This window comes from Leptolyngbya sp. AS-A5 (assembly GCF_039962495.1).
In the GTDB taxonomy this organism is placed as follows: Bacteria; Cyanobacteriota; Cyanobacteriia; order Leptolyngbyales; family Leptolyngbyaceae; genus Leptolyngbya.
The window spans coordinates 12,757-34,522 of record NZ_JAMPLL010000035.1; the positions used below are offsets into that span (position 1 = coordinate 12,757).

The window sequence follows — 21,766 nt, forward strand, 5'->3', positions numbered from 1 at the left end:
GTTACGGTTTTGTATAGTCACTCAAGCAATTCTCTACAGCTAGTCTTGGAAAGAGCTAGCTGTTTAGGTAAAAGGAAGTTCAGATGATAAACTGCTATATTTTCTAACACCCTCTTTTCGTTTAGAAATCCTGTTCCATCGATATACGTTAGAAAATCATTGCTTTAGTCCGGCTTCCAAACTTTTCCGGATCTAATCACTTCTGGTTTCGATTGTTTTTCTGTTTCTGTTAACGCGGAACTCATAGTGGTAATTGAATTACAAACCGCGTAATCTACCTTTTCGCAGGATTTTGCTCGATCATTCTTTGCTTGTCCGCGTTTAATGCTCAAGCAAAACTGAATTTCATCGTGGAGGCTAATCATTATATTTTCTAGCGTTCCATTTCCAGTAGGAGCCTCGCTCCACGGATTGAGGATACATCATCATTGCAAATGAAACTTCTTTTTCCCTGGAGGGAATACTGTCTAGCATGGTTTTATCAGTTTTTAGACATGAGCGACACTCCTCCAGCTAATCTGAATAAGGCTTATTTAGATGCCGCAAACACGATTCCTATTCGTGAACCTAATGCGAAACACCGCTCTCATTTTACTAAGGTAGCTCCTGTATTCCGAAATATCGAGAATTTTCTAGTACGTAAAATCAAAGAGTACCCTGCAATCGTGGGAAGTGTTTTTAACGTAGGAAGTTTACCTATAGCTAATGCCCTGTCTGGGTGCGAAAAAGTTTTTCTCATAACTCAGAATGCTAATTTTCGTGATGAGTACTTAAGTAAAAGAAAGTGGGAAAATCATCTTGGGTGGAACTGTTATCCATTCCAAACCTCGGTGCAGTCGATCTTTAATAATACAAGAACCAGGTGGTTTGTTGAAGTCAAATCCGAAGATTATTATATAAAAATGTTGAACGAGTTAATGGAACCTGAACAGGAAAAGGCTAAAGAAGAAATAGTTGAAATTAGTTCTAAAATTCGAGATCAGTTCAAAAGAATTTGGAGTGAGGAGCAGATTGCTAAACATATTGCAGAGTTTCCTGATTTGACTGAAGTCGCAAAATATGGTTCTTTATTTAAACCTATCTGGATTCCTGGATCAAAAGTTTTGATATATTCTAACGGGAATACTAACTCGTCTTCATCAGCACTCATGCACCATAAATTTATCGTTTTTTTGGAGAGAGTGGAGAAGCTATTTAAACCAATAGCGAATCCTGATACTTGCTGGAATTGCGATTCTAAACTTGAAGACCTGGATGCATGTTTCTGGGATGAACTATCCGAGGAAACAGCTACGTCTGGACGAATCGTGATGTCGGAGACGCAATGCTTAGAATGTGGTGAATCCATTACTGTTCATAATCCAAAGTATGTCAACAAATTTCCTAGACATAATCCTCGCTATCAACCTGTTGCGGTTTGGACTGGATCTTTTAACTTTACTTATAGTGCAGCAAATAAACATCTTGAGAATGGAGTTTTTATAGATAATCCTGAGATTGCTAGTATTTATTTCCAAGAGTGGGCAATGAATTTTGCTATCTCTCAAAAATTTGAACTTAGCAAATCTAAATAATAGGATTGTTCTGGAGAAACCTTAGTGCAAAATCTAAGAAAGATTGATGTAGCACTATTACTTATTGCCGCTAAAATCTCACCACTGATCCAAGTTCTTGCTGAATGACGGCAGAGCGAAAATGTGTGTTCTCCTACATGAGATGCTGGTCGATCGCTCTTTTATCCTTCGCGCTAATGCTTAAGCGATTGACATTTCATCACACGAGTTGTTCACCATATTTTCTAACGCTCTCTTGTTTTTAGGAGTCCCGTTCCTCAACTCGGAATCATTGTTCCATCAACGAACGCTAGAAAAACATTGTTCTAGTCTATTTGCTTCAATATTTTCATGCGGATATCTTGAAAAATCTTCGCATAGTCAATCAATCTAGGATGCTACTCCAGAAGTTTCAGTGTAATAAATAGTTAGATGGCTTGAAAATGCCTTAGATTCGTTAATTTGAGAACAATCCGTAGAGCTAGATATTGAGTTAGCTATAATCTATGTAGACGATCGAGTTTTCATCTTATGTCGCTTCTAATCAATGCTATCGAGTCCATTCAGGTAGGTGTCGAAGATTACTTAACAGATGACAACAGACGATATTTATCTGCTGTTAGAAATATCTGTGCAGGCATACTTCTTTTGTATAAAGAAAAACTTTGCCAATTGTCGCCTTCTCATGATGCTGAGATTTTAATTAAAAAGGACATAAGACCCAGTTATGACGATGTGGGCAATGTGATTTTCATTGGTGAAGGTAGAAAAACTGTAGATGTTCAAGAGATCAAAGAGCGTTTTAAAAGCCTGAAAATCTCAGTTGATTGGAAAAAGTTTGACGAACTAAATAAACTCCGTAACGAGATAGAGCATTACTACACGGATAAAACTCCTGACGCTGTCCGCGAAATAGTTACAAAATCATTTCTTCTGATTCGTGATTTCATTATGGAATATCTCGAAGAGGAACCGCGCGAGATGCTTGGTGAGGACTGCTGGCAAGCACTACTAGAAACAGCAGAAGTTTACGAAGCAGAAGAGAAAGTTTGTAGAGAATCGCTTGATGAGGTTAACTGGAAATATCAAACTATTAGAAATGCCGTCAGCAAAATTAGATGCCCGACGTGCCATTCAGGATTGATAAAGGCTGAAGGGACATGCAGCAATCTTAGCTACACACCTTTAAGTTGCAGTTCTTGTGGCAATGAGTTTGATTTTGCAGAGGTAGTAGAGCAATGTCTATCTGATAGTTTATCCGCAGAAATTTACACATCGGTGAAAGAGACGAACGAATCGCCATTGGGTAGATGTCCAGAATGCTATTGCTGTACATATATGTTTGCTGAGAACCACTGTGCAGCGTGTGATTATGAACAAGAATACTTTGAATGTGATATGTGCGGTACTTTTCTATCCCTGGATGAGCAAGACCTTGAAGGGCTTTGTAATTACTGTCAATATAAATTGGACAAGTTGATGGCGGAGTGACACCAGTACAACATGATATGAGAATAATGTTGAAGTTATAGCCAACCCAGCTAACAATTTCCTTCAACTGATAACGGTCAGAGAGCATTTTTGCTCCTGGACTGTGACTGCAACACCCCATAAGCGGAACTTAAAACTTGAGAGTCTAATTGGAAGTGACAGATTACTTACGAAGGGATATCAGCAGTTTTTCAGCTTTGAGTTGTTCTTACAATTAGGAGTCCCGTTTCCTCTTACTTCCCTAACAACCACGTTTCCTTGAATAGTCATGTTGCCTGACAAGTGACAGTTAGAAAATCATTGTTCTGTCTGCATCATATACCCTTCCTAAAAGCTAGTAATTCCTTTGCATCTTGCTTCAGCCTTTATTGTATTAACGCGGATTTATGGCAATCCGTGGATCGAAAGCCGCGTGTTCTCCTTTTTCGCGAGAATTCTGGTCGATCGCTTCTAGTTCTCAGCGTTTAATACTTGAGCAGACTGGAATTTTTTAATCGTTGCAAGCTCTGATAACTATCCTGAAGGGTATTTTAAGTATTTTCTAACGTGGGAAGCCTGCTTCCCTTGGTTATAGGTGATTCTGTGAGTTCTAGATACTCTAAGGTGATCAATGACTGATTTATTCACTTTATTTCCACGCACTCGATTTGCTCAGGCAATGGCCTGCACTATGCGACAATGATTGGTCTTTTATATGTCCATGCTCCAACCTCTATAGTCTCCTCATCGATATTCCAGTTTTGAGGACATTGATCTGCATCTCGTGCAGATCGATAGAATCTTAGAATTTCATCAATGCTTGCTGGGTTAGCACTATTCAAAATTACTGATAAAGACTCCCAATCCCCAAGGGTAATATCAGCTTCAAGAGAAGCTGGAATAGGCATCGGATACCTAAAGATAAGCATGCCAGCAACTTTGCTGATATTCTCAAAACCTAATTTTTTCAAAGTTTTTTTTTATTATTCTCAGCAAAATTTAAATAGCGACGAACTTGCTTAATCCACTTATCAAGATCTTTTAGCCGATTAACAACCTCACTAGCACCAAAAGGGGGAATTGCGTGTTTATAGTCAGCTATTAGTAATTGATAAGTTAATGGATCATAAATCATCAAATCAGGACAAATTTTATTCTGCGTCTGATCAACTAGCATCTTCTCCTTCAAAACAACGTACTCAATATTTTGAAGCGCTTGCGCTATTCTGGTAACATTTGTGCTCTCGATTCTCTGAATTAAAGTTTCGTAGACATTCCGACGAGAGCGCTTTGCAAGAGCTGAAGAAAACGCCAGATTTGGGTCAGTTGATACAACATTCCAAAGCAGAAGACTGATTCTTTCATTTCCAAGCTTTACAAAGAAGCTATTAATCAAACTCGACTTTTGCGAGCTCTTGTCAAAAGTAAGGAAGTTAATTATTTTCGACACAACATCACTATCTATTTCTAGAGCTTGAGAAAAATCGTCTACTAATTCAGAAATTAATAATTGATAATTAAACCCTGAAAATGAGTTTTCAGAACCAAAAAGCACATCAGAGTAAATCTCCAAGCGAGTCAATACTTGGGATTCTATAAAGATAAGTGTCCATAAGTCACGAGCTTGACCTAGAGTAAAACCATCTAAATCTTCGCTGTCCTCAAGTTCTGGCAGTATAGCTTCCCTAGACCAATTCTTTAAAGTACGATAATTAGAATCTGACAAATCATGCTTAAAAGATAAACCCTTGTCAAGGTTATTAAAATCAACACCAATTCTATAAGTTTCAAATATGTTTTGGAGTTCCAACTCTGGAATACTACCTAAGAAATTGTCTATGTGAAACGACCGCGATGCCATCTGCGAAGTTAAAATAGTAAAATCATTTATCGCTTTAATCTGAAATCGAATCTCGTGAATATCCTCATCATAAGATGCAGTATAATGACCGCGAGATGCAGCGATATGATCATAACAAAGCTTGACATAAGAACGAGCCCATAACATCAAGGAAAAAGCTTCATCATCAATATCAGTCCATGAATCACTACTAAATGATTCGTGAGGACTACAGTATTGAAGAACCCATCGTAAGCTCTGCTCAAGCGCTCTCTGTAAGAACTCTTGCTCATATAGCCACCTATCCTTGGACAACTGCATTGATCCAGTAAGTAACTCACGAACACAATTGTCATACATCTTGAGAAGATACGCTACTGCTTCAATCTGGCTTCGCTTCAGAAGTGATTGTTGCTCATGATGCTTATCGAGCACATTAGTTTCAATATCTCTTACTTTCTCTTCGATTAAATCCACTTAATTTTCCTGACTTGGGTCAAATGTAAACAAACAGTTCTTTAATTATCCGAAATCCTGAGTAAGTGGTCTTATTCTATACCCAGATAGATGGAGAGTTCCGCTGGTATTACTTATTTACGGAGATTTCATATTTATCCTGAATTTGGATCAGGGAGGTCGATCAAGAAATAAGGGTGATATACATGCTCTTTTCTAGCAACTTCAAATCGCATCTTAAGTCAAATGAGGGACTAATTTTTCGATTAGTCGATCGCGCTTAGCTCCCAGAATTCGATTATTAGGAGTTCCGCTTCCTCTAACTTCCCTAACAACCATGTTTCCTGGAATAGTAATGTTGTTCGACAAGTGACAGTTAGAAAATTATTGTTCTGTCTGCATCATATACCGTGCCTAAAGGCTAGTAATTCCTTTGCATCTTGTTTCAGCCTTTATTGTATTAACGCGGACTTATAGCAATCAATGGATCGAAAGCCGCGCGTTCTCCTGTTTCGCGGAAATTATGCTTAATCGCTTCTAGTTCTCAGCGTTTAATGCTTGAGCAGATTGGAATCGTTTTAATCGTTGTAAGCTCTGATTACCTATCCTGAAATGCCCTTTAAGTATTTTCTAACGTGGGAAGCTTGCATCCCTTGGTTATAAGGGATGCTGTAACTTCTGCGATCTCTCCTTTGATCTGCTTGACTAGAGCAGTCCTACCTTTAACGGGTGTATCTCTCTCCTTGACTTCTTCTGCGGATTCAGAACCTTGCTCAACTGGAACTCCTCTTTATAAGTTGTTGAAGTGACCCGATCGTAGATACAGATTTTGATCTATGCAGCATGGCATGACAGTTAGGACAGACCGGACGTAAATCCTCAATCGGGTCTAACTCATATTCTTCTCCTATCTCAGATAGGGGTTTGAGGTGATGAACATGAATGTAACCCTCACCCAGTTCTCCATAGAATTGCTTGAAGTTAAAACCACACACAGAGCAATTGAGACCATGATGAGCTATACAGTTCCTACGAGCTTTTGGATTGCGCTCGTAAACATTAACGCTAACCTGTCTAGTGGCACCTTCATAATATGTTTGAGCGCTAATTGCTTCGTCAGGAAATATTTCTTCGCTCGATAGAGAAGACTGATGTGCAGCTTGCATTCTCAAGAAACCGACATAATCTTGTACTCCATTGAATTTTATCTGAAGTTTCTCTGGTTTGACTCTAGATACAAAACCAGGAACTCTGTAGTTTGATTTGTAGCTAACCTGATCTTTAAATTCAGTCCAACTTAGAGAGATAGTTTCTGTATCAAAAAAATATATATATGGAAAACCAGTTTCTCCCCATAAAACCTTAGATAGCTCTTGCATTTGTTCTTTGACAAATACTTTTACTATTCCTAGTACGGGTATTTTGCCATGCTCACCTCCTATGGTTTCTATAAGAAGCATCGCATCACCAATGTTCAAATTCTTAATAACACTTTTCGCTCCTGCTGGAACTCCCCAGCAGTTAAAAAAACCTGAAGGAAAGTTGTTTCGGAGTTCTTGTATGACTTCTTTTCTGTAGGGAACATCAAATGGAATAGTCTGTTCAGCAAGAGTAATCGGAATGCGCTTGAATACCGTTTTCGGGAAATTCCTATTTGCTCCATCCGAACCAACATTATGAAAGAAAAGCTGCATATCAGTACCCTCTAGTATACCTAACATCTACCTAAGTATTCCCAAGTTTGCAATTTAGTCTCCCGTCCCATTGGGAATTACATTAAAGTGCTAAATACTATTTTCTCTGTTAAAGTTTAATAATCTCTCTGCATCTTGTCTTACTGCTTCAACTTCGAGCTTAATAGCGGAATTCTAGTCAAGATGCATTTTTCAAAAACGCATCTTGACTCTCTAGACGTACAAAACTGGGAGCTAAGTGCTGACTCCTTCTTTCGCTTAAAATACTGAATGATGTGGTTTTGAATTGGTTAGCATAGACGTAACTTTAAAGTGACCAAAAAATTCATGAACAATAGTAATTGATGATTGGAAATCAGGTATACCGAATACCCTTGCAATATATATTGACTCATTTTTAGTTTCTGGGTCACCAAATTTCAAGACCCTTGTTGGTTCATCTGAGTAAAATTGCGAAATCATGCTTATAATCAATTTCTCAGCATCTGAAATATCTTTAAAGCGTAGGTTGTGATACACATGCCTAATTTGATAATTATCTAACAATTGTTTCTCTGTAATTTTATAGATTATTCCACATGATAATCCATTAAAAAATCGATCAAGTCTACTCGCGTCTACTCGATATGCAACTATGTCATCATCAAGGGGTTCGCGATCCTTGCTAATCAGCTTTCCCAATGCAGCTTTATTATGCTTTAGCTGTGGAAGTACTTTTTCTATAAATATCTCTTGCGACCGGTTCTTAGGTGAAGAGTTCATACAGATGTGAGCTAAAACATATTGGTCATCATCTGACTTGCCATTGTTATGCTCCCTGCAAGAATCAACTGTTAGTAGTTGATATCTTAAATTCTTTGGAAAAAATGCTCTAGGAGGAACGTGCTCTTTAGTAGATGCTTTATTTTTGCATCCTTGGTAATAACATGTCATATCAAGTAAGTGTCATTAGCGTGCAAATGGATTGCTATGTTGTTGCAGTGACAATTAGCAATTACATTAGCACTGAATTTAGCATATGAAATGTGAGACACCTAATCTGAAGAGCACACCCTTCATATAGACTTCATATAGGTTTTCAAGAGATTTTGCCAATAGCATAATAGAGTTGTTGGGGAATAATCTCAAAAATCCTTGAAACCTTTACCTGGAAATCGTTTCAGCGATTTTCTTATAAAATCCTTGAAACCCAATCTATAAAAGCATTTCAGCGATTTTTCTCATTATTCCCCAACAGGTCTAATGCTGTTTTTTTATGCTTGATAATTCCTCAACCTCTAAGAATGTTGAAGGATCTCTAGTACTTGTGATAGAAGACGGAGATTTAAGAGAATAGATTCCAAGCTCGTTCTTGAGAGCTAGAAAAAGCTCCAAAAAACGTTGTCTTATTTGGCGAAGTGATCCTTGGTCATCTAACAGATTTTGTAGGTTATGGTCACTCATTCTGCTTCTTTTCTCGTTTTCTCTAACTTCCCTAATAACCACGTTTCCTCAAAAGGGAGTGAGCCACTCCCTTAACTCTGAAGATACAAGACCTGTGAATTAGGTTGACGAAAGATAGCAGTAGTGGACATTGTAGGGAAGGGTATCTTTAGGTCTAGACCACTACTCTTAACTGATTACTCCAACAAGACATTCCTACTCAAAATACTCACCACCTCTCCTGGGTGTCCTAATGAACCTGCAATTTTTGGTCTGCTCCATTGCTTCGCTTCTGCATATCCCAACGAATGCAGTAGATGAATTGTTCTCTTCACGACTTTGGGTGCTCCGACGATCAGATGCTTGATTCGCTCTCGATCTGGTTCTAAGCGGTAATCTTGCTCTGGTTCACTGCTGCTGTTTTCTAGCGGTAAGAATTCTTCCATTTTGAGTACTCGATAACAGGTTGATTTTCATCTTGGTACCTCTCGTACTATTTGCACCATACAATAGGAACTTCGTTACATCTCCTATGATTGGAGTCTTAACGTGATGGATATCTCCTTTGTGTCTGAGAAGCGACCCGGACAAGAGTATTTAGGATTCTACTTACCCGAAGGTAAGCGGGATCTGTTTCGGGAATATTGTCAGTTTGTCGATAGCACGATGAAGGATGAACTGGAGCAGTTTATCGATCGATGTATTTCCGATCCCAAATTTCGGCAGTATTTAGAAATGAAGCGGAAATTACAGCAGGGAGAATAAAGCTTCAAACAATGGAGATTTCAGTCTTGAATAAGTTCAAGCGATATAGATTGTATTTTCTAACGTTCTCAGATTGACGCTTGGGATGAATAGATATAGGGCTATCCGGTGAGAAGCGGGTGAGGTTGAAATAGTATTAATGAGATTACGTTATCGCTCCGAACAGATTGATCTACATGTAGGGGATAAAAGCAGTATAGAACTTAAGTCAGTTTAAGCATAAATAGTTTGTTGTCTGACTAGCAGTCTTCGCACCTTCAGTAATCAAATAGTTTAAGTTAAAACTGTCTTGGTATTGATATTAAGAGGTGATTCATACATAAGGATAATTTTCAGTAGCAAATTTGCTATTTCTAACCAGGTATTTCAACATTAAATTTACCTGTTGAAGCCCATTAAATATCGGGAGATGAGCTTAAGAACGATCAAATATCAGATGTTGATAATCCGGTAGAAATATGGTAGAAAATTACTAGGTAGGATAATGAAATGCTTGTAGGACGGTACTTACGCACCACACTCAAAATGTGGCACCGAAAGGTATGAGAGTTCGATTCTCTCTCCGCCCATTACATCCAGGCGATAAACTTTACACTAAAATGCTTTCCTGAGTTCATCGATCGCACCAAGCATATCCGTTTCAGCAATTAGGACACAGCGGTTCAAAAGCTGAATATTGAGGTCTTGTAAGCCTGGAATCTCACTGCGCTGAATCTTTCTATAGTTGCCTTCAAACAATCAATAAAGTGCGAAAACGCCATCTTCCCAAAACCAAACTTCAGAAATTTCTAAGACTTGATATCGAGGCAGCTTGGATTCATTTCCAGAGGTAAAGACGACCTCAATCGCTAAATCTGGAATTGCTTTGCGCTCACCCACGTAAAAGCTTTCATCCGGTTGAAGCGACACGATGCCTTCTCGCTCTCGATCGACTGAGCCTGTAGGAATGAATTGAACGCGCCGCTCTAAACAGTAATGACCAATTAAGAAAAGAATGATGCGGCTGAATAAATCATGAGGTTCAGAAGGCATGAAAATTTCGATCGTATTGGCAAAGTAAGTCAGTTTAGCGTGAGAACCTTCAAATGCTTGTTGCAGCAGTTTGAATTGATTCCAAGTACGATCGGGAATTGAGATGATACGACTTTGAGCGGTGCTTGCGGTAGTTTGAGTTTGCATAGCGGTAAGGACTAATCCCTCAACGTCTGAATTATTTTGTATCCATCCAATTGTTGCCAGCACGAATATCTACAACTAGCGGCACACTCAGAGAAACAGCGTTCTCCATGACTCGCTTAATCTTGGGCTGCAACTCTTCCCAAGCATCAGGCTCAACTTCAAACACCAATTCATCATGCACTTGCAGCAACAGATTTGCAGGATAAGCTTTCAGAACTTCGTGCAACTGAGACATTGCAATCTTGATGATGTCTGCACTAGAACCCTGAATCGGCGCGTTAGCTGCGGCTCGAAGAGCTTGCGCCTCGAATTGGTCGCGCAGCTTCAGTTTATCGAGTTGAATGTCATCGGGTGATTTGCCTCGAAGTTTTCGCACCGAATCGGATGAGAAATTGAAGTAGCGTCGTCGTCCCTTAATGGTTTCGACATAGCCGTTGGCGATCGCTTCTCGCTGCATTTGCTGGAGGTACTCGAAAACGCGAGCATATCGACTGTTAAAGCGATCGATAAACGTGCGTGCCTGAGCCGAAGTAACTCCTGATTCTCGCGCAAATCGCTGTGCGCCCATGCCATAAATCACACCGAAGTTAATGATTTTTCCCAGTCGCCGTTCTTCAGAGGAGATGTCATCTTTTTCCAACAACAATCGAGCCGTGAGCGAGTGAACATCCTCGTTGTTGCGGTAGGTTTCGAGTAGAACAGGTTCTTGACTCAAGTGTGCTAAGATTCGCAGTTCAATTTGCGAATAGTCAGCCGCAACCATGAGCCACCCTTCTTCGGGAATAAAGGCTTTACGGATTTGGCGGCTAAAGGCAGTCCGAATTGGAATGTTTTGGAGGTTGGGGTTAGACGAAGAGAGCCGACCTGTAGAAGTAACTGCTTGGTTAAAGTCGGTATGCACACGATCGGTCTTCGGATTGATTAGAGTCGGTAGCGCATCAACATAGGTTGATTTCAACTTCGTCAAGGTTCGATGCTCCACGATCGCATCAACCACCGGATGGTCGCCTTGAAGCTTCTCTAAAGTAGCTGCATCTGTTGAATATCCAGTTTTAATCTTGCGGGATTTCTTTTTATCGAGTCCTAGCTTCTCAAACAATAGTTCACTCAATTGTTTAGGAGAACCCAGACTAAACTTTTCGCCTGCTGCTTCGTAAGCCTCTAGTTCGATGCGGTCTAAGTCTTCTTTCAGCGTTTTCGAGAATGCTTCGAGATAGTTGCGATCGATTCTCACCCCGGTTGCTTCCATCTCAGCTAACACAGGCTCAAGCGGTTGTTCGATCTCAATCAGCAGATCGTGAAGTTTCGGGAGTTCATGAAGTTCCGACCGTAGTTTTGGAACTAAGTTGTATGTTCCATAGACATCCATGCCGCAGTAATGAGCAACCGCAGAGATGTCAACTTCACCAATATGCTTTCCTCTGGGAACTAGATCTCCATACTCTTGAGCTTGAATGCCTAAGTAGCGATAGCTCATATCGCTGAGTTTATGACTGGCTTCAGGATTGAGTATATAGCTTGCCAGCATAGTATCGAAGACTACGCCTGCTAACTCAACACCTTGAAATCGAAAGACTAAGCGATCGAACTTCGCATTCTGAAACGCTTTTGGATATTTAACATCTTCGAGAATCGGGCGCAGGGTTTCAAGCGCGATCGCACGATCGAGATTTGTTCCCGAAGTATGACCGATCGGAATGTAAGCCATTGCATCAGATTCCGAACCCCAACAACAACCAATTCCCACTAAATCAGCTTTGATCGGATCAAGGTCGCTAGTTTCAGTGTCCCACGCGACCGGAGACTTCTCACTCGTATGAGTTTTGAGGCGTTTGACCAGTGCATCGAGCTTAGCTTGGGTATCAATAATTTGTGGTGCGATCGACACGACCTCGAATTTCTCCGCACTTTCGGTTTCTTCGGCGCTGAAGAACCATAGGTCATCATCTGCATATTGAGGAACGATCGGTGTTCCTGATTCGAGCGCGGCTTGTTTTGAGCCTTCGGTTTCTGTTAGTTCTGTCTCACCGCTCAGTTGGTCTTTCCACTTCTGGATTTTGTTGTAGAACGATTTAAACTCTAATCGCTCGATCATGGGTTTCAGCGTATCTTCGTCGAATCCTTGGAGTTTACAAGACTGTAGATCGACCGCTAATGGAACGTCTAAATGAATTTGTGCCATCCATTGTGAATGGCGTGCATCTTCGATTCCTGTTTCTAGTTTCTTTTTAACTGCACCTTTGATCTCGTCGATCGATTCATAGACCTTTTCTAGCGACCCATACGCGCTTAATAACTGAACTGCTGTTTTCTCACCAATCCCTTTCACACCTGGAATATTATCAGATGGGTCGCCGCACAGCGCTTTGAAATCAACCACCTGAGACGGCAGCACTCCTAGCTTTTCTTTAACCTGCTCTACACCAAACTCCTTAGGCGGTGGCGCACCTCTGCCGTAGGTTGTACTCATGTACAGCACTTTAATCTTCCCGTCTGCATCTACCAATTGAAATAAATCGCGATCGCCGCTCAAAATTCGTACCGCAAAGCCTTCTTGACTAGCTTTTCGCGCCAGCGTCCCAATCACATCATCCGCTTCATAACCTTGAGCGACCACGATCGGCAAATTCATCGCCCTTAGAAGCTCCTGAAGATTATTCAAGTCAGGCATGAAATCTTCTGGCGTTTCAGGGCGACCTGCTTTGTAGGTTTCATCGGCTTCATGGCGGTAAGTTGCACCACCGAGATCAAACGCGATCGCCAGATAATCTGGCTTCTCAGCTTCTACAGTTTCAAGCAGCGCTTTGAGAAAACCGTAAGAAACGCTGGTTGGAATTCCAGTCGAGGTGCGTAAACCACCATCGCGACCTTTGGCAAAAGCAAAGTAGGCGCGAAATGCCAGCGAATGACCGTCTACAAGAACAATTTTGGGGGAATGAGTAGCGCTCAAAATCTCGATCGTTTAAAGAAGACAGATTCCATTGTAACGATCTAATGAAGACTAAATCTCTGACTTAAAGTTGACTCTCGCGCCGGATAGACTAAATCTAAGCCCTAATTTTTCTTGTGGTGAAAAAGCTTTGTATCTTTACTTCCAGGCGAAGGGCAAAATATTTTAGACCCCATCTGCATCTCTTGTTATGGATCTTCCGATCGCTTCTCAGTCTTTTGCGTCTCTAGCATCTATCAACTGGCAGCAAGCAATCGCAGCAACTCCGGTCGGCATTGTAATTGTAGATGCACACCAGCCTGATTACCCTACAATTTTTGTCAATGTAGAGTTTGAACGCATGACTGGATACACCGCTGCTGAGGCTATTGGGCGAAATTGTCGTTTTTTGCAGGGAGACGATCGTAAACAACCTGCACTTAAAGAGATTAAGCAAGCCTTACGCAACTGTACAAGCTGCACAGTCATCCTACGGAATTACCGCAAAGACGGCACAATGTTCTGTAACGAACTCACGATTTCTCCAATCTTTGATGCAGAAGGACAGGTAATACAATTTATTGGTATACAGAATGATATTACTGAGCGCATCTATCTAGAGACGGAGCGACAGCGCTTAGAGCAAAAACATCAAGAAGCGACACAACTTCTACAAACTGTGATTAACAATACGCCACAGTTAATCTTTTGGAAAGACTTAAACTCAGTTTACTTGGGGTGTAATAAATCGTTTGCGATCGTCGCCGGACTCCATGACCCTAGCGAGATTGTTGGCAAAACGGACTATGATTTGCCCTGGGCGCTGGAGCAGATTGAGCTATTTCGAGCTTGTGATGCTGAAGTGCTCAGTAGTGGAATGCCACAATTGCACCTGATCGAAGCACACCCTCAAATTGATGGGGAATCATTTTGGACAGACACCAGTAAAATCCCACTGCGAAATGATGCAGGTGAAGTCATCGGGATTTTGGGAACCTATGAAGACATTACAGAGCGTAAGCAAGCCGAAGAACAGCTTCGCTACAAAACAGAGTCTCTTGAACGTGCGTTACATGATCTACAACGGGCGCAGACCCAGTTAATTCAGAGTGAAAAGATGTCATCGCTAGGTCAACTGGTCGCAGGTGTGGCGCATGAAATTAACAATCCAGTCAGCTTTATCTATAGCAATCTTAAACCTGCCCAGGAGTACATCCACGATTTATTACACCTGATTGAACTGTATCAACAATGCTATCCCCAGCCAACCTCTGTAATCCAAGCTGAGATCGAGGCGATCGATTTAGACTTTCTCACCACCGATTTACCGAAGCTCCTAGCCTCGATGGAAAACGGAGCAGAGCGGATTCGAGAGATTGTTTTATCGCTCCGCACCTTCTCGCGGCTGGATGAAGCGGAGTTCAAACAGGTCGATCTGCATTTTGGCATCGAAAGTACATTGATGATCTTGCAGCATCGGTTAAGAGCAGATAATCGCCGCCCTGCGATTAATGTCGTGAAGCAATACGGCGTGTTGCCTCTGGTGGAATGCTATGCAGGTCAGCTCAATCAGGTATTTATGAATTTGTTTACGAATGCGATCGACGCGATCGAGGAAGCTTTTCAGCAAGATAGCACCAATCCGATCACTTTAACCGTTACAACAGAAGCTATAGAGGATCACTCGGTCAGAATTCGCGTGGCAGACACCGGAGCGGGGATGTCTCAAGAAACCTCGAAGCGCATTTTCGATCCCTTTTTTACAACTAAGCCTGTCGGAGTTGGAACAGGAATGGGACTTGCAATTAGCTATCAGGTGATCACCGAACGGCATCAAGGATCGCTCTTCTGCAATTCTCAACTTGGTCGAGGTACAGAGTTTGTGATTGAGATTCCATGTACCCAGTTGAATTAAACTGAATTAAACACAATGGATAAAACGTTTTACAAGCGCGATCGTAATTCTCGCAGCGCAACTTCTGTGCCTCGCTTCAAGGCCTTGAAGCGCGATCAATTGTATTGATCGATCATCATTTAGCACAAACGATCGCAAATCATTAGAAGATAAAAGTCGTGTAGCGGCAGAAATTTTTATGTCAATTGTGATTCATCTCCATGCAGACCAGATCAACGCGGTTGATCTAACACCCGCGATCGCGGCGATCGAACCGCTCAAATCCGACATCCGGCAATACGAACAAAAACTGCAATTCAAAATTGATTACCCCCTTGAACCCGGAGATCCTCGCGAATTATCCGAGGTGCCAGAAGTGCGACTGTGGTTCATTGGACTGGATGCGATGTATCCGTGGTTGCCATTTCTGCTCGACTGGTCGCAGAAAGAGCTAGGGCGATATGCGGCAATGTTAGTCCCCCACGAAATGCGGCCCGATGGCATCGAGTACAACCCCGAAGCGCTAGAAATCTTCGTCATGAGCAAAACTTTTGTGCTGATGAACTGGCTCGAACAGCAGCAGATTGAATCGAGATCGCGCCTCAAGTCGATGACCAAAACGCTCGGATATGAATTAGACGATGGCTTTTTCGCCTTGTTGGAACAACGCTAAGATAATCGGTGCGTCCCGACAAAAAGCGAGTGCATGAGAAACTTAATTTCGACTTGGGTACAGCGTGGAACTAGGTCTCTGCGCGGACGGGATGGTGCAGCCGCGATCGTTCAAACGCTGGCGGCTCGTGCATTGATCATTGTCGTGAATATTGCAACAGGAACCATTACCGCCCGCATCTTAGGCCCTGCGGGACGGGGAGAGCAAGCGGCAATGGCGATTTGGCCCCAGTTCTTTGCTTATTCATTGTCGCTTGGATTACCCAGTGCATTGTTATATACCTTGAAGCGATATCCTCAAGAGCGATCGCAAACCTTTTCTGCTGCAGTTTTCTTGGGCATGTTTATTAGCGTTTTTAGCGGTGTCATTGGAGTCATCACGATTCCGTTTTTGATGCAAAAATATCCATCCGAAGCGATTCACTTGTCCCAAGGACTCATGGTGGCGGTGCCGCTGGTAGTGTTTACGGAAGTGCTGCGATCGGCAATGGAAGCTAGCGATGAATTTGCGATCGCCAATCAAATTCGCTATCTTCCCCCGCTGAGTACCTTGGCACTGCTGATTGTTTTGGCGGTGACAAAACAACTCACGCCCTTCACCGCTGTTCTGTCCTACTGGCTCCCCGGAATCCCAATGCTGGTTTGGATGATTGCTTGTGCGAAGCGATTTTTTACGATTCGCTTTACGCAGATTCAGCACTCGATTCAGCGATTATTGCACTATGGTTTTCGGGCGTATGGGATTGATTTGATCAGCGCATTGGCAGGACAAATTCAGCAAGTGTTAGCGATTAGTGTCCTGGCTCCTGCCGCAATGGGGCTGTATGCGATCGCGTTTAGTCTGTGTCAATTGCTGTATGTGGTGCAAAGTTCTTTTGTAACGGTGCTATTTCCCAAAGCGGCAGCCCGTCCCGTTTCAGAAGTGGTTGAAATGACAGGTAGAGCCGCCAGAATTAGCGGAATGTTGGCGATTTTGATGGCAATTTCGATGATGGCTTTGGCTCCTGGTGTGCTGCACTTACTGTACGGAGAAGCTTATCTTGCAGCGATTCCCATCTTTCGGGTGTTAGCGATCGAAACGGTTCTCGGTGGCACCGCAATCATTCTTTCACAAGCATTCATGGCAACTGATCGTCCGGGAATCGTCACCCTGATTCAAGGCATTGGCTTGATGTTGGGCGCTCCCTTGATTTTGATCCTCACTCCAATGTTTGGATTGTTAGGACTGGGTTTAGCGCTGCTGGTTTCAACAATGATTCGGCTCGTCTCCGTTTGGATTTGCTACCCTGTTGTGCTGAAAACGCCGCCACCCGGCTTGTGGTTAACCCACCAAGACCTGAAATTTATACAACAGAAGTTTCTCAGTCGTTTCTAAAAGATTTATCTACAAGAAATTTTCGAGGTTTGCCACCTAAGACACTATGCATCCATCAACACTCTTGCTACGATCGGGGTTTAAAATCCTGATTCGGTGCGAGAGAGTGTCTATGGTGAGTCAACCCAACCGTTCACAACCGATTAAACGTTCACAGCCGATCGTTCTCACCTCCCATCCTGCTAAGTTCTCGAAGTCGATCGCGATTCACTGGGGCGAAGCTGATCCGATTAAACGCGGTGCCATCATCGGAACGCTCACCACCCCGGCTCATCGGAACGTGATCGGGACGCATTCCGGTTCTTATGCGGTTTATCGTGCACTTGCGGTTGCCAGTGGCAAACTCGACGCCAACCATCGCGCTGATCTAACCAATACTGCTCCTGCCGCGCTGCTTCATCCTCATCCCGCTTGGTCTGATCCAGATAAGATCGTGTCGATTGACCCTTTTGGTGCGATCGTTGGCGAGGTGTATCGCGATTTGTATGATCAGGGGTATGACATTAAACCGACGATCGCGATTACCAAAGCTCACATCAATATGCCAGAGCTGCAAGACGCGATCTCCAAAGGTCGGTTGCGCGAAGATGGCGAAATTATGAAAAAAGGCGGCGATTTAGTCGTGACGAAAGCCGCGATCGAGCCGGTATGGTATCTGCCCGGAATAGCAAAACGGCTTAACGTTGAAGAAGGTCTTCTCCGCCGCACGTTATTCGAGCAAACTGGCGGAATGTTCCCCGAACTCGTCACTCGCCCAGATGTCAAAGTCTTTCTGCCACCAATTGGAGGCATTACCGTTTATATCGTCGGTGATCCTGAGGCGATCGCTGATCCAAATCGTGCCTTAACAGTGCGCGTTCACGACGAGTGCAACGGTTCAGATGTCTTTGGTTCTGACATTTGCACCTGTCGTCCCTACCTGGTTCATGGGATTGAAGAGTGTGTACAAACCGCTCAGCAAGGCGGTGCGGGCGTAATCGTCTATCTCCGCAAAGAAGGACGCGCCCTGGGTGAAGTGACAAAATTCCTCGTTTACAACGCGCGTAAACGTCAAGAGGGCGGCGATCGTGCCGATGCCTACTTTGCCCGAACCGAATGTGTTGCGGGTGTCCAAGATATGCGTTTCCAGGAACTCATGCCCGATGTGCTGCACTGGTTGGGAATTACTCGCATCGATCGCTTTATTTCCATGAGCGACATGAAACACGATGCGGTGACGCGCTCGGGAATCGAGATCGTCACGCGAGTTCCGATTCCCGAAGAACTGATTCCTGCTGATGCAATGGTCGAAATCGAGGCGAAAAAAGCCGCCGGATACTACACCGAAAGCGAAATTCTCACCGAAGAAGCCTTAGCTGAGATTAAAGGACGGGGACTGAGTGACTAATCTCGTGGACTATTTGCGATCGCCCAAAGCTATCCGTGATCGTGCTTCTCAGTTGTTTGAGCTTGCACAGGCGGACAAACTCGCCTACTTTCGGCTAGATTTAACGCAGCTTGATGCAGTTGCAGGCTATGTGATCGCTGTGATGCGTCAGCAATACCCCGATTTGGAGGTTCCATTTCACAGTCGCTGGCGACATTTTGAAGTCGGCAATTTTCCGCGTGTGCAGCAACTTGAACAGGCGTTAAAGAACTTATCTCCAGTCGACCAAGCGAAAGCCAAATTCGATCTAGTCGTTCCGAGTGTCTTGCTTGATGCCGGGGCGGGCGATCGCTGGCAATACCTTGAATCTTCTACGAAACAAACTTGGACAAGATCCGAGGGATTAGCGATCGCGTCATTCGATGCCTTTTGCCAAGGTGCGTTCTCGACCCAACCCTATCGAACTGATGCCGAGGGACTCAAGCAGATTACACCGGAAAAGATTGCCGCTTTTTTCCAGGTGACTCCTGGAAATCCTTTAGTGGGACTCGAAGGACGATCGCACCTGCTGCGAAAACTGGGACATACGATCGAGCAATTCCCGGATCTCTTTGGTGATTCTCCTCGCCCTGGCAATCTAGTGGATTATTTGAGCCATCAGACGCATCAAGGCGAGCTTTCGGCTGTGACGGTATTAAATGCAGTTCTGCTCGGTTTCGGTGACATCTGGTCAGGGAGATTGTCGATCAACGGCACAAATTTAGGCGATGTGTGGCATCATTCCGCTTTACTCGGTGAATACACAGACCAACTAATCCCGTTTCACAAGCTCTCGCAGTGGCTCACCTACTCCCTGCTTGAACCCTTGCAGGATCTAGGAATCACAATTACTGATCTTGACCAAATGACCGGACTCCCCGAATATCGCAATGGTGGTTTATGTGTTGATCTCGGACTGCTGCAACTGAAAAATCCACAGCTTGCAGAAATTCCGCATTCTCCAGGCTCAGAATTGATCGTGGAATGGCGGGCGCTGACCGTTTGTTTGCTTGATCGCGTCGCCGACACCATTCGCACGAAGCTTGCTCTCACCTCTGATGCGCTTCCTCTCGTCAAAGTTCTTCAAGGCGGAACCTGGACAGCCGGACGCAAAGTCGCCGCATCGCTCCGCCCCGGTGGAACTCCCCCAATTCAAATTTCTAGCGACGGAACTGTTTTTTAACTATGGCTGCAAACCTCACCCTCATCGAGCATCCTTTGATTCAGCACAAACTCAGCTTGATGCGGCGAGAATCGACCAGTACAGCAAAATTTCGATCGCTGATGACCGAACTGAGTCTGTTACTCGCCTATGAAGTCACGCGGGATCTACCCTTGCGCTACGAAACCATTCAAACCCCGATGGCAGAAATGGAGGCTCCAGTTTTAGCCCCAGACAAAAAGCTCGTTGTTGTATCAATTATGCGTGCCGGGCAAGGCATCCTTGATGGAATTTTGCAGTTGATTCCCTCCGCTAGGGTCGGTCACGTTGGTATTTACCGGGAACCCAATTCGCTAGTGCCAATCGAATACTATTTCAAAGTCCCGGACGATACTGAAGAGCGCGATATGCTCGTCGTTGATCCGATGATGGCAACGGGTAATTCTGCCATCGCGGCGGTCGATCGTCTCAAGCAAACGAATCCGCGCTCGATTAAGTTCCTCTGTATTCTGGCAGCTCCTGAAGGCATTACTCATTTTCAAGAGCAGCATCCAGACGTGCCGATCTTTGCAGCAGCGATCGATCAGGGATTAGATGAGCACGGGTATATTATTCCGGGATTAGGAGATGCGGGCGATCGCTTATTCGGTACAAAGTGATATAATAATAGTGATGCAATCTGGCGGCATCGCCAAGTGGTAAGGCAGAGGTCTGCAAAACCTCCACCCCCAGTTCGAATCTGGGTGCCGCCTTGGGTTTCAACACTCTCATTGAAGCTGTGAGCAGGATGTGAGGAAGGAACCGAAAACTGAATAAGAGAACAGGCTGGCGTTTTGTATCCTACGATACGGTAGTCGCGGTTTTTTGATGGGGTTCTAGATCTCTTAAAAAAGCCACGATTACGGTATCAAGTTATGATACAAAACGCTAGTTTGCCATGTTTTCTAAATCGCTCCCATGTCGATCTCCGCTTGGTTTCCCCTTCTGCTGATGCTTGAGCTAGTGGTGTGGGGAATTCTCTTGGAGCGGCATAACGATGAAGTGCAGCGTCAGGTTAGGCGGATCTTGATGCAATGTCGGCGAAATTAGAGAGGAGAGTTGCTGGGTTCGCTGTCCGCAGAGTTGGTCAAGCAACGAGTAGACTTCTTGCGTGAATGGCAAATTAGGAAGTTCAAACTATTAGAAACTCGTGCCAAAAAACGATTCACGCAAGAAGTCTAGTAAGTCTGCCAATGAGATAAGGTGGTGACGCTTACTGTTCTGGAATGATTGGCTCACCCTCCAATACCTCATTCAATTTGTGCAGTTCAGCAAGAACCTTCATTAGTCGCTTACGACGAAAGTCCACAGTAGCAGGTACGCTGCCCATGTCGATGATGAAGCGCGTGGCGTTCCATATCCAGAAGTTCTGATCACCGAAGCGGATGATCCCCGTAGTATCGTCTTTCTTCGCAAAACGGAACAGGTTGACGCAGAAAGTGCCATAGCCTATGACGGCGGGCGGCGTATCCTTGGTGGTCGGGGTGAGCATTGTTTCACCGATGGCTCGCTGGTCGTCGTCCAAGATAATGCCGTCTGCCGAAGCCAAGCTGGGTTCCGCAGATAGTAGCCCGGCGGCCTTCTCTTCGGTGAACTCCGCGCTCAGGGCGGTGCGGATCGCCTGAAAACTTGGTTCAAGTTTGCGCTTATCCTCTTTGGGGCCGCTCAGAAATGTCGGATCAGCGCGATACAACTCCATCCAGCCAAGCATGGCGCAGAGTCGATAGACGAGATTCACAAAATCGTATTTCTGGTAGTATGGATGGCTGTGGCTGAAGACGCGTGGCCGCTCGGGCTGTGCAAAATTGCATAAACTTCGGCAGGTGATTCTCACGTAACTTCGGCACCCGATTCTCAGTTATCTTCGGCAGGTAATTCTCATCGAACTTCGGCACCACGCTTTACACTGCG

Annotated in this window: 17 protein-coding genes and 1 tRNA gene; 10 read left to right on the forward strand and 8 right to left on the reverse strand. The window is 43.8% G+C overall.

Annotated elements, in window-relative coordinates; translation table 11 throughout:
* Positions 1-494 precede the first annotated feature (494 nt).
* Both NC980_RS22675 and NC980_RS22680 read left to right on the forward strand, forming a co-directional pair.
* Positions 495-1,574 carry a phospholipase D-like domain-containing protein gene (locus NC980_RS22675; RefSeq protein WP_190375095.1) on the forward strand — a complete coding sequence of 360 codons (1,080 nt, stop codon included), beginning with the start codon at positions 495-497 and terminating at the stop codon, positions 1,572-1,574.
* A 510-nt stretch (positions 1,575-2,084) separates the two neighbouring features.
* Positions 2,085-3,044 (forward strand): hypothetical protein, encoded by a 960-nt coding sequence (locus NC980_RS22680; protein ID WP_190375096.1) that lies wholly within the window; start codon positions 2,085-2,087, stop codon positions 3,042-3,044.
* Between the two features lie 668 nt (positions 3,045-3,712).
* Here the strand turns inward: NC980_RS22680 and NC980_RS22685 are convergent.
* From NC980_RS22685 to NC980_RS22705, 5 genes are all read right to left on the reverse strand, one after another.
* Positions 3,713-3,994 carry a hypothetical protein gene (locus NC980_RS22685; RefSeq protein ID WP_190375097.1) on the reverse strand — a complete coding sequence of 94 codons (282 nt, stop codon included), beginning with the start codon at positions 3,992-3,994 and terminating at the stop codon, positions 3,713-3,715.
* Positions 3,991-5,340: a hypothetical protein gene (locus NC980_RS22690; protein WP_190375098.1), complete on the reverse strand. Its 1,350-nt coding sequence runs from the start codon at positions 5,338-5,340 to the stop codon at positions 3,991-3,993. The genes NC980_RS22685 and NC980_RS22690 overlap by 4 nt, the downstream gene beginning before the upstream one ends.
* 752 nt (positions 5,341-6,092) lie before the next feature.
* A complete protein-coding gene (locus tag NC980_RS22695; protein ID WP_199298364.1) occupies positions 6,093-7,013 on the reverse strand; it encodes an HNH endonuclease in 921 nt (306 codons plus the stop codon).
* A 258-nt stretch (positions 7,014-7,271) separates the two neighbouring features.
* The gene (locus tag NC980_RS22700) at positions 7,272-7,946 is read right to left on the reverse strand and encodes a hypothetical protein (protein ID WP_190375099.1); all 675 of its coding nucleotides are present in this window, start codon (positions 7,944-7,946) and stop codon (positions 7,272-7,274) included.
* A 686-nt stretch (positions 7,947-8,632) separates the two neighbouring features.
* Entirely contained in the window at positions 8,633-8,881 is a 249-nt protein-coding gene (locus NC980_RS22705) for a hypothetical protein (protein WP_190375100.1), read from the reverse strand.
* Positions 8,882-8,987: 106 nt separating this feature from the next.
* On the opposite strand from NC980_RS22705, the gene NC980_RS22710 reads away from it, so the two are divergent.
* The gene (locus NC980_RS22710; RefSeq protein ID WP_190375101.1) at positions 8,988-9,200 is read left to right on the forward strand and encodes a hypothetical protein; all 213 of its coding nucleotides are present in this window, start codon (positions 8,988-8,990) and stop codon (positions 9,198-9,200) included.
* A gap of 738 nt (positions 9,201-9,938) precedes the next feature.
* Here the strand turns inward: NC980_RS22710 and NC980_RS22715 are convergent.
* Together NC980_RS22715 and polA are read right to left on the reverse strand one after the other, a co-directional pair.
* Positions 9,939-10,379, reverse strand: a complete 441-nt coding sequence (locus NC980_RS22715; RefSeq protein ID WP_347272556.1) for a Uma2 family endonuclease — start codon at positions 10,377-10,379, stop codon at positions 9,939-9,941.
* A gap of 31 nt (positions 10,380-10,410) precedes the next feature.
* Positions 10,411-13,329, reverse strand: a complete 2,919-nt coding sequence (polA, locus tag NC980_RS22720; protein WP_190375102.1) for a DNA polymerase I — start codon at positions 13,327-13,329, stop codon at positions 10,411-10,413.
* 190 nt (positions 13,330-13,519) lie between these two features.
* Between polA and NC980_RS22725 the strand changes: the two genes are divergently transcribed.
* The 7 genes from NC980_RS22725 to NC980_RS22755 all read left to right on the forward strand — a co-directional run bounded on the left by NC980_RS22725 (position 13,520) and on the right by NC980_RS22755 (position 20,568).
* Positions 13,520-15,223, forward strand: coding sequence for a PAS domain S-box protein (locus NC980_RS22725; RefSeq protein ID WP_190375103.1), 1,704 nt, complete (start codon positions 13,520-13,522; stop codon positions 15,221-15,223).
* Positions 15,224-15,401: 178 nt separating this feature from the next.
* The gene (locus NC980_RS22730; protein ID WP_190375104.1) at positions 15,402-15,875 is read left to right on the forward strand and encodes a CRR6 family NdhI maturation factor; all 474 of its coding nucleotides are present in this window, start codon (positions 15,402-15,404) and stop codon (positions 15,873-15,875) included.
* Positions 15,876-15,908: 33 nt separating this feature from the next.
* Positions 15,909-17,249: an oligosaccharide flippase family protein gene (locus NC980_RS22735; RefSeq protein ID WP_190375105.1), complete on the forward strand. Its 1,341-nt coding sequence runs from the start codon at positions 15,909-15,911 to the stop codon at positions 17,247-17,249.
* A 112-nt stretch (positions 17,250-17,361) separates the two neighbouring features.
* On the forward strand, positions 17,362-18,636 hold the full coding sequence (locus tag NC980_RS22740; RefSeq protein WP_190375106.1) for a GTP cyclohydrolase II: 1,275 nt from the start codon (positions 17,362-17,364) through the stop codon (positions 18,634-18,636).
* Complete coding sequence (locus NC980_RS22745; protein WP_190375107.1) at positions 18,629-19,837, forward strand: DUF1688 family protein; 1,209 nt, start codon at positions 18,629-18,631, stop codon at positions 19,835-19,837. The genes NC980_RS22740 and NC980_RS22745 overlap by 8 nt, the downstream gene beginning before the upstream one ends.
* A gap of 2 nt (positions 19,838-19,839) precedes the next feature.
* A complete protein-coding gene (gene upp, locus NC980_RS22750) occupies positions 19,840-20,475 on the forward strand; it encodes a uracil phosphoribosyltransferase (RefSeq protein WP_190375108.1) in 636 nt (211 codons plus the stop codon).
* 22 nt (positions 20,476-20,497) lie between these two features.
* Positions 20,498-20,568 (forward strand) — tRNA-Cys (locus NC980_RS22755).
* Between the two features lie 500 nt (positions 20,569-21,068).
* On the opposite strand, the gene NC980_RS22760 is transcribed toward NC980_RS22755, so the two are convergent.
* Positions 21,069-21,593 (reverse strand): hypothetical protein, encoded by a 525-nt coding sequence (locus tag NC980_RS22760; RefSeq protein WP_348254075.1) that lies wholly within the window; start codon positions 21,591-21,593, stop codon positions 21,069-21,071.
* Positions 21,594-21,766: the final 173 nt, after the last annotated feature.